A 2,314-nucleotide genomic window follows, 5' to 3' on the forward strand; every position below is an offset into this window, starting at 1 on the left:
TGTCGCCGTCGGCCACGAAGCAGATGTCGTAGGAGTCCGGCTTGGCCGAGACGCCGAGCCCGCGCGCGGCCGCCTCGGCCCGCACGTCCCCCTTGGTCGCGGCATCCCCGAGCGGGAACATCGAGCGCTCGAGCCGGTCGCGGCGCGGGCCCGAGCCCTGCCCGGTGGGCGGGTGCGGGTGGAGGTCGAGCCCGGGGCCGAGCCGGGCCTGAGCGGGGTGGCTCCCGGGCAGTCGGTCGTGCTCTACGACGGCACCAGGGTGCTCGGCCAGGCCACGGTGAGCACGACGGAACGGATAACCGCAGCGGATGTTGGGGTGGCGGAGGACATGACGGCGACAGGGGCCAAGGCATGAACGCGAACGCGCTGAGTCCGGCGGACGATGAGCTGGACTCCGAGCCGGACCTGGACCCCGAGCTGGAGCCCGAGCCCGGCGACCTGCAGGACGAGGTCATCGCGCTCGACGGCGACGAGACGGACGAGATCGACGACGCCGACGAGCTCGAGACGGATCGGGCTGCGCTGCCCGCGGGATCGCCCGCGACCGGGCCCGGGGTCGTCGTCGTGCACGACTGGTACGGGCCGCTGCCGCACGTCGCGGACTTCGCCGACGAGCTCACGATGGCGGGCTTCGACGTCGAGCTGGTCGACGTGTACGACGGCGCCACGACGCGCGATCCCGGTCGCGCGGAGGAGCTCGCCGAGGCCCTCGACGGCTCGGCCGCGCGCGAGGCGATCACCGCCGCCGTCGAGCGGCTGAAGTTCGCGGGGGCGCGGTACATCGGTGCGGTCGGCTTCTCGCTCGGTGGCTCGCTCGTGCTGCGCGCCGCGCGCGACGGCGAGCTCGACGCGGTGGTCGTCTACTACGCGTCCGGCGACCCCGCGGAGGCTGCCCGGATCACCTGCCCCGTCCAGCTGCACCTCGCGGCGCAGGACGAATTCGAGTCGGCGGACGACATCGACGCCTTCGTCTCGGCGCTGCGCGCGGTCGGCACCCCCGTGGACACGTTCACCTACCCCGGCACCGAGCACTCGTTCGCGAACGCGGACGTGGTGCTCGCCGACCCACGCGCGGCCGAGGTCGCACTCGCCCGCACGATCGGCTTCCTGCACGCCCGGCTCGCCGGGTGACCGCCGCGTCCGGACTCGGGCCCTGGGAGGGCACCGACGTGCTCGAGGCGCAGACCGCCGTCGTCGGTGAGCTGACCTCGACGCCGACCGGGGTGGACGGGCTGCCGTTCCTCGTGCAGCTGCCCGGTCGCGGGTACGGTGCCGAGCCGACCGGTCGGGGGACCGCGCTGCTCGTGGAGATGTCCGCCGAGCTCGGGCCGCACGGCTGGAAGCTCGCCGACCGCCCGGGCCGCGACGCCTCCCGGGCCGCGGCGTTCCTGCGCCAGGACCTGGACGCGCTCGCCGTCGCGGCGTACGGGTACGCCGGTCCGCTGGTGGTCGCCGCGACGGGTCCGTTGACGCTCGCCTCGCGCCTGTACCTGGCGCGCGGCGACCGCGTGCTGTCCGACGCCGGCGCGGTGCGCGAGCTGAGCGCCTCCCTCGGCGCAGGGCTGGCCGAGCACCTCGCGGCCGTGCGGGTCGCGGTCCCGGGCGCGGCGCCCGTGCTGGTGCTCGAGGAGTCCGGGCTCGCCGAGGTGCTGCTCGGGCGCGTGTCGAACTTCTCGGGCAACTCGGTGATCCGGGCCGTGCCGACGGGGATCGTGAGCGAGCTGCTGCGGACGGTCGCCGAGGCCGCCCGCGCCGCGGGTGCCCGAGACGCAGCCGGGGCGGCGCGCGTCGTCGTGCACTGCGGTCCGTCGTGGGTCCCGGTCCGGTCCGTGGTCGCGGCGGGGGCCGACGGCGTAGGGCTGAGCGTCGCCGGGTTCAACCAGCAGGGCTGGGAACGGATCGGCGAGGCTGTCGAGGGCGGCGTCGCTCTTTGGGCCGGGTTGCCCGCCGCGCTGCCGAACGTCTCATCCTCGCGCAAGGGGGGTCCCGACGTCGTCGGCCAGGCGGCGGCGCTGCTGCGCCCGTGGGGGAAGCTCGGGCTGCCGGTCGCCGCGTTGCGCGACGTCGTCGTCGTGGCGGGCGAGGCGCCGAGCGCGCCGACGCCGGATGCCGCGCGGACGTCGCTCGCGGACGTGATCCGGGCCGCCGAGGTCGTCGCGGAGCGGGCCGAGGGCGCCTGAGCTGAGGGGTGTGCTCGACCGGTGCCGGGCCGGGCATTCATACCGCGCGATAGACGCTTCCGAAAGCGACGAACGCGGCAGTGGCGAGGCCGGCGCTCGCCGCGGCGCCGACGAACGCGAGAGCGGCGGCGAGC

Annotated in this window: 3 protein-coding genes and 1 pseudogene; 3 read left to right on the forward strand and 1 reads right to left on the reverse strand. The window is 75.7% G+C overall.

Annotated features, from left to right (window positions below):
• Positions 1–139: pseudogene (locus tag VIM26_RS24645) on the reverse strand (tRNA 2-thiouridine(34) synthase MnmA); the annotation flags it as partial.
• 33 nt (positions 140–172) lie between these two features.
• Between VIM26_RS24645 and VIM26_RS24650 the strand changes: the two are divergent.
• Genes VIM26_RS24650 through VIM26_RS24660 form a run of 3 tightly spaced genes read left to right on the forward strand, consistent with a single transcriptional unit; the run spans position 173 to position 2,180 of the window.
• On the forward strand, positions 173–355 hold the full coding sequence (locus VIM26_RS24650) for an aminomethyltransferase beta-barrel domain-containing protein (protein WP_414696566.1): 183 nt from the start codon (positions 173–175) through the stop codon (positions 353–355).
• The gene (locus VIM26_RS24655; RefSeq protein ID WP_331955978.1) at positions 352–1,131 is read left to right on the forward strand and encodes a dienelactone hydrolase family protein; all 780 of its coding nucleotides are present in this window, start codon (positions 352–354) and stop codon (positions 1,129–1,131) included. The genes VIM26_RS24650 and VIM26_RS24655 overlap by 4 nt, the downstream gene beginning before the upstream one ends.
• The gene (locus tag VIM26_RS24660; protein ID WP_331955979.1) at positions 1,128–2,180 is read left to right on the forward strand and encodes a hypothetical protein; all 1,053 of its coding nucleotides are present in this window, start codon (positions 1,128–1,130) and stop codon (positions 2,178–2,180) included. Before VIM26_RS24655 ends, VIM26_RS24660 begins: the two co-directional genes overlap by 4 nt.
• The last annotated feature ends 134 nt before the right edge of the window (positions 2,181–2,314 follow it).

Origin of the sequence: Pengzhenrongella sp. (assembly GCF_036565025.1) — a bacterium.
Lineage (GTDB): Bacteria > Actinomycetota > Actinomycetes > Actinomycetales > Cellulomonadaceae > Pengzhenrongella.

What these genes read in the sequence shown, in the direction of transcription:
- VIM26_RS24655 (WP_331955978.1), top strand. Translation starts at nt 352, where the DNA reads ATGAACGCGAACGCGCTGAGTCCGGCGGACGATGAGCTGGACTCCGAG.